The 5,443-nt window shown below is 77.8% G+C and carries 3 protein-coding genes and 1 pseudogene; 3 read left to right on the top strand and 1 reads right to left on the bottom strand.

The window, feature by feature from the left end:
- Together G6556_RS16720 and G6556_RS16715 are read left to right on the top strand one after the other, a co-directional pair.
- Window positions 1–238 (top strand): annotated as a pseudogene (locus tag G6556_RS16720) (DUF4162 domain-containing protein); the annotation flags it as partial.
- Window positions 235–1,077 carry an ABC transporter permease gene (locus G6556_RS16715; RefSeq protein ID WP_166943957.1) on the top strand — a complete coding sequence of 281 codons (843 nt, stop codon included), beginning with the start codon at window positions 235–237 and terminating at the stop codon, window positions 1,075–1,077. The pseudogene G6556_RS16720 and the gene G6556_RS16715, both read left to right, overlap by 4 nt.
- Before the next feature lie 43 nt (window positions 1,078–1,120).
- Here G6556_RS16715 and G6556_RS16710 read toward each other — a convergent pair whose 3' ends face one another.
- The gene (locus G6556_RS16710) at window positions 1,121–4,417 is read right to left on the bottom strand and encodes a BTAD domain-containing putative transcriptional regulator (protein ID WP_166943955.1); all 3,297 of its coding nucleotides are present in this window, start codon (window positions 4,415–4,417) and stop codon (window positions 1,121–1,123) included.
- 187 nt (window positions 4,418–4,604) lie between these two features.
- On the opposite strand from G6556_RS16710, the gene upp reads away from it, so the two are divergent.
- Window positions 4,605–5,240 carry a uracil phosphoribosyltransferase gene (upp, locus tag G6556_RS16705; RefSeq protein WP_154730806.1) on the top strand — a complete coding sequence of 212 codons (636 nt, stop codon included), beginning with the start codon at window positions 4,605–4,607 and terminating at the stop codon, window positions 5,238–5,240.
- Window positions 5,241–5,443: the final 203 nt, after the last annotated feature.

Below are 5,443 nucleotides of genomic sequence, written 5' to 3'. Positions count from 1 at the left end.
GCTCGGCGTCGAGCCGACCCGCACCCCCGACGGCCGGCTGTCCGCCCCCGTCCCCGCCGCCGACTCCGCCGGCGACCTGCTGGTCGCCCTGCGCTCCGCCGGCATCCCGCTGCACGACATCGCCGTGCAGGAGCCCACGCTCGACGAGGTGTTCCTGACGCTGACCGGGCACGCCTCCGCGGCGCCCGCGCCCGCCGACGACGCCCAGGACCGCGCCCTCGAGGAGGCCCGCGCATGACCACGCTCACCCCGGCCCGGCCTGCGACCCCGGCGGTCGACCCCCAGGCCCTCGCCCGCGCCGCCAGCAACCGCGTCACGCTCGGCGCGACCGTCCGGCAGTCGTTCTCGATGGGCTGGCGCGGCCTGCTCAAGGTCCGCCGCACGCCCGAGCAGCTGTTCGACGTGACGCTGCAGCCGATCCTGTTCACGCTGATGTTCACGTACATCTTCGGCGGCGCGATCGCCGGCGACGTGCAGTCCTACCTGCCGTTCTTCATCCCCGGGATCCTGGTGCAGACCGTCATCACGACATCGGTCGTCACGGGCGTCCAGCTGCGCGAGGACATGGACAAGGGCGTGTTCGACCGGTTCCGGTCGCTGCCCATCGCCCGGATCGCGCCGCTCGCCGGGGCGCTGCTCGCCGACACCATCCGGTACCTCATCGCCACGACGCTGACGATGGTCATGGGCCTGATCATGGGCTGGCGGCCGGACGGCGGCGCCGTGGGCGTCGTCACCGCGGGGCTGCTGGTCATCGTGAGCGCCTGGGCGCTGTCCTGGATCTTCGCGTTCTTCGGCGTCATCGCCCGGTCCGCGTCGTCGGTGCAGGGCATCTCGATGATCGTGCTGTTCCCGCTGACGTTCGCGTCGAACGCGTTCGTCCCCGCGGACACGCTCCCCGGCTGGCTGAAGTCGTTCGTGGACGTGAACCCGGTGTCGCACCTGGTGACCGCCGCGCGCGACCTCACGCTCGGCAACGGGATCACCGCGGACGCCGGGTGGGCCCTGCTCGGGGCCGCGGTGGTCGTGGCGGTGTTCGCGCCGCTGACCGTGCGGGCGTACATGCGCCGGGCCTGACCGGGCCGCGCACCGCGCGCGACGGGGGTGGGGACGTGCCGGGTCAGGCCGTCCCCACCCCCGCCGCGCGCAGCAGGGCGATCGCCCGGAGCACGTCGTCCCCGTGGCCGAGCGCCGCCGCCCCGGCGCGCGCCCGGTGGACGGCCTCGGCGCCGTACCGCTCCGCCGCGAGCGCCAGGTGCGGCGCCAGCACACCGCACGGGAAGTCCTGCCGGGCGCCGACCCGCTCCGCGAGCGCCAGCAGCTCCAGCCCACCCGGGTCGTCCGGTGCCACGGCCACCCGCCAGGTCCCCACGCCGGTCAGCAGCGTGCCGAGCACCGGCCGGTCGGTGAACCCCGCCCGTCCGGTGAGGTCGTCCTCGCGGATCGACCGCACGGCGTCCCGGAGCGCCGGCTCGTCCGCGCGGCCCTCCAGCACGTGCGCCGCGAGGCACGCCCCGGCCGCGACGAGCAGCCACGGCCCGGAGCCGTCCCGGCCCGCCGCACGGGCGAGCAGCGCCCGGTAGCGGGCCAGCCCGCGCTCCACCTCGCCGCGGCCGCGCTCGGCCTCGGCGACGCCCAGGCCGGACATCACCTCGGCGTCCCGCACGTCGGTCGTCGCGCGCGCCACCTCCTCGAACACCCGCTCGGCCTCGTCCCACTCGCCGAGGCTGAGCAGCGTCACGCCGTGCACCTGCGCCACGCTCTCCTCGAACGCCTGGACCATCAGGTCGCGGTGCGTGATCTGCGGGTCGGCGAGGGCCGTGCGCGCGGCGGCGAGCCAGTCCATCGCCTCGCGGGGCCGCAGGCTCTGGCTGTACGCGCCCGCGAGCGACACGGCCGCCATCACGGCGGTCCACGGGTCGTCCGTGCCGACCGCCAGGTGGTACGCCTCGCGGGCGTACCCGATCGACGCCTCGACGTCGGAGTCGTTCTCCGCGAGCGACCAGGACGCCAGCAGCGCGAGCCGGCGGCTCGCCAGGTCGGTCGACGCCCGGCCCTCGGCGATCAGCCGCACCAGCGCGGCGGGGTCGGCGAACCGGTCGACCGCGTCGGCGAGCATCCGCGACACCGGGCGCAGCCCGCCCGCCGCCGCCGCGCGGCGCAGCGCGAGCCGGGCCCGGGCGCCGGCGCGCAGGTCGCCGAACATCAGCTCGGACCCCGCGAGCAGGGCCAGGGCGAGCACCGCGGGCTCCGGGTCGCCGTCCGGCACCCAGCCGTCGCTCGCCGCCAGGACCCCGCGCTGCACGTCCCGCAGCTCCTCGTGCGCGCCCTGCAGCATCCAGCGCAGGCCGAGCACCGCGAACAGCGCCAGCACCGCGTCCGGCCGGCGGGTGCCGTCCGCGAGCTCGCGGCGCAGCAGCGCCACCAGGTTGTCGTGCTCGACGTCGCCGACCGGGTCGAGCAGCACCCGCTCGGGGCTGCCCGCCCGCCGGACGATCCCCGACGCGACGTCGCGCGCCCAGTCGAGCACGGCGTCCCGCAGCCGGTCCTGCTCGCCGGAGGCCTGCACCTCCCGCTGCCCGAACTCCCGGACCGTCTCCAGCATCCGGTAGCGGACCTCGCCGGTGCGCGGCTCCTCCTCGACGCGCAGCAGGGACTGCGCGACCAGGGCGTCCAGGTCGTCGAGCACCGCGGACTCGTCGGCCTCGCCCGCGACCACCGCGAGCGCCGCCGGCAGCCCGAAGCCGTCCGGCAGCACCGACGCGCGGCGGCACAGCGCGCGCTGCCGCTCCGTGAGCAGGTCCCAGGACCAGGCGATGACCGCGCGCAGCGTGCGGTGCCGCTCGGGCGTCCCGGCACCGCCCGACACCAGCAGGGCGAACCGGTCGGACAGCCGGCGCTCGACCTCGACCACGGTGAGCGAGCGGGTCCGCGCGGCGGCGAGCTCGATCGCCAGCGGCAGGCCGTCCAGCCGCGCGCACAGCCGCTCCACGACGTCCGGGGGCAGCGTCACGCCCGGCCGGACGGCGGTCGCCCGCTCGGTGAACAGCCGGACCGCCGCGCCGGGGCCGCCGTCGTCGGCGCGCGTGGGCAGGGGGTCCAGCGGGTGCACCCGCTCCCCCGGCACGCCGAGCGGCGCGCGGCTCGTGGTCAGCACCTGGAGGCCGGGCAGCGTGCCGACCGCCTCGGCCACCCAGGTGGCGACGCCCTCGAGCACCTGCTCGCAGTTGTCCAGCACCAGCAGCGTCGGCTGCTCGGCGAGCCGGTCCAGCACCCGCTCCGGCAGCGGCCGCAGCCGCTGGTCGGCGACGCCGGTGCGGCGGCCCGCCGCCTCGGGGACCTGGAGCGCCCCGGCGAGCGCGGGCAGCACGTCCGGGTCGTCCCGGACCGCCGCGAGCTCGGCGACGTACACCGCGCGGGCCCCGCCCGCGGCGCGGCGGGCCACCTCCTGCACCAGGCGGGTCTTGCCCAGGCCGCCGGTGCCGAGGACGGTCACGACGGGGGCGGTGCCGAGGGCCGCCTCGACCGCCGCGACGTCGGCGTCCCGCCCGATCAGCGCGTTGGGGGCGACGCGCAGGCCGTGCGCGACGGGGACGGGTGCCGGGGCGGGCGGCGGCCCGTCGGGGCGGGCGCCGGTCGACGGCCGACCGGGACCCGGCGTCGCCGATCCGTCCAGCAGCGCCAGGTGGAACGCCGCGACCTCGGGCGCCGGGTCGGTGCCGAGCGCCTCGCGCAGCCGCTCCCGGTACGCCCCGAACGCGGCGACCGCCTCGGTGCCCCGGCCGGCGGCGTGCAGCGCGCGCATCCGCAGCAGGTGCGCCCCGTCGTCCAGCGGGGCGAGCGCCAGCAGGTCCTGGGCGACCGCGAGCGCCGCGGGGTCGCCCAGGTCCAGCAGCGCCGCGGCCCGCACGCGCAGCAGGTCCCGGCGCAGCCCGTCCGCCCGCACGGCCAGGGCGTCGACGAGGTCGGGCGCCGTGGCCCCGGCACCGGGCTCCCCGTCCCACAGGGCGAGGGCCGCGCCCGTCCGGGCAGCCGCGGCCTCCGCGTCGCCGGCCGCGAGCGCGGCCCGGGCGGCCTCCACCGCGTCGGCGGCCCGCAGCAGGTCCACGCCGCCGCGGCCGACGCCGAGCGCGTACCCCGCGGCGGTGGACGCCAGCAGGCCCGGGTGCGCGCCGCGGAGCCGGGACACGAGCGTCTGCAGCGCGGCCCGGCCCGACGCCGGCGCGCCGTCCGGCCAGGTCGCGTCCACGGCCCGGGCGGTGGACAGCCCGCGGGGCTCCAGCGCGAGGGCGAGCAGCAGGTTGGCGCCGAGGCCCGTCACCGGCAGCAGCGTGCCGTCGGGGCCGGCCGCCCGGACCTGGCCGAGGACGGCCAGCCGCAGCGGCTCGGCCGCGGGCTCGGACACGGGACCAGGCACCGCGGCAGTCTAGGTCGCACCGGGTCCCGCGGGCTGCCGCCGGGCGCGGACCGGACGCCTGGGTGCGCAGCGGCGACGACGCAGGCAGGGGGCTGCGCCGTCGCCGCGCGCTGCCCGCCATCGTGGTCCCCGTCACGCCGCCCCGGCCGGGACGTCGGTCCCGGGGTGCGCACGGTAGGTTGAGCGCATGCGCCTGCACGTCGCCGACCACCCGCTCGTCGCCCACAAGCTGTCGGTGCTCCGGAACAAGGAGACCTCGTCCCCGACCTTCCGCAAGCTCGTCGACGAGCTCGTGACGCTGCTGGCGTACGAGGCGACCCGTGACGTCCGCACCGAGCCCGTCGAGGTCGTGACCCCCGTGGCCACCACCACGGGCGTGAAGATCGCCGAGCCGCTGCCGCTCGTCGTCCCGATCCTGCGCGCCGGGCTCGGCATGCTCGACGGCATGACCCGCCTGATGCCGACCGCCGAGGTCGGGTTCCTGGGCATGCAGCGCGACGAGACGACGCTCGAGGCCATCACCTACGCCAACCGGCTGCCCGAGGACCTGACCGGCCGGCAGTGCTTCCTGGTCGACCCGATGCTCGCCACCGGCGGCACGCTGGTCGCGGCGATCGACTACCTGTTCGCCCGCGGCGCCCGCGACGTGACGGCGGTCTGCCTGCTCGCGGCCCCGGAGGGGCTCAAGGTCGTCGAGGAGGCCGTCGGCGACCGCGGCGACGTGACCGTGGTGGTCGCAGCCGTGGACGAGCGGCTGGACGAGAACGCGTACATCATCCCGGGCCTCGGCGACGCGGGCGACCGGCTGTACGGCGTCGTCTGACGTCCGCCGCGGGGCCGGTGGTCCCGCCCGGCGCGCCCCGTCATGCGGTCTCGGCCGCTGAGACCGCGCGCGGAAAGCCCTTGGTCCCCGGGGCACCTGCTGCCACCATCGGGGGCGTGATCCTCCGCCGACGCCCGTCCGACGCCTACCCGGCGTCCGTCGGCGTACGCCCGGGAGCGCCTCGCACGCGCTGTTGGTCCTGA

This window comes from Cellulomonas sp. IC4_254, assembly GCF_011603975.1.
In the GTDB taxonomy this organism is placed as follows: Bacteria; Actinomycetota; Actinomycetes; order Actinomycetales; family Cellulomonadaceae; genus Cellulomonas.
The sequence above is the reverse complement of the archived record's forward strand: the minus strand, read 5'-3'. Positions and strand labels throughout refer to the sequence as shown.

Coding starts and splice junctions, on each gene's coding strand:
- G6556_RS16715 (WP_166943957.1), top strand. CDS start 235: ATGACCACGCTCACCCCGGCCCGGCCTGCGACCCCGGCGGTCGACCCC.
- upp (WP_154730806.1), top strand. CDS start 4,605: ATGCGCCTGCACGTCGCCGACCACCCGCTCGTCGCCCACAAGCTGTCG.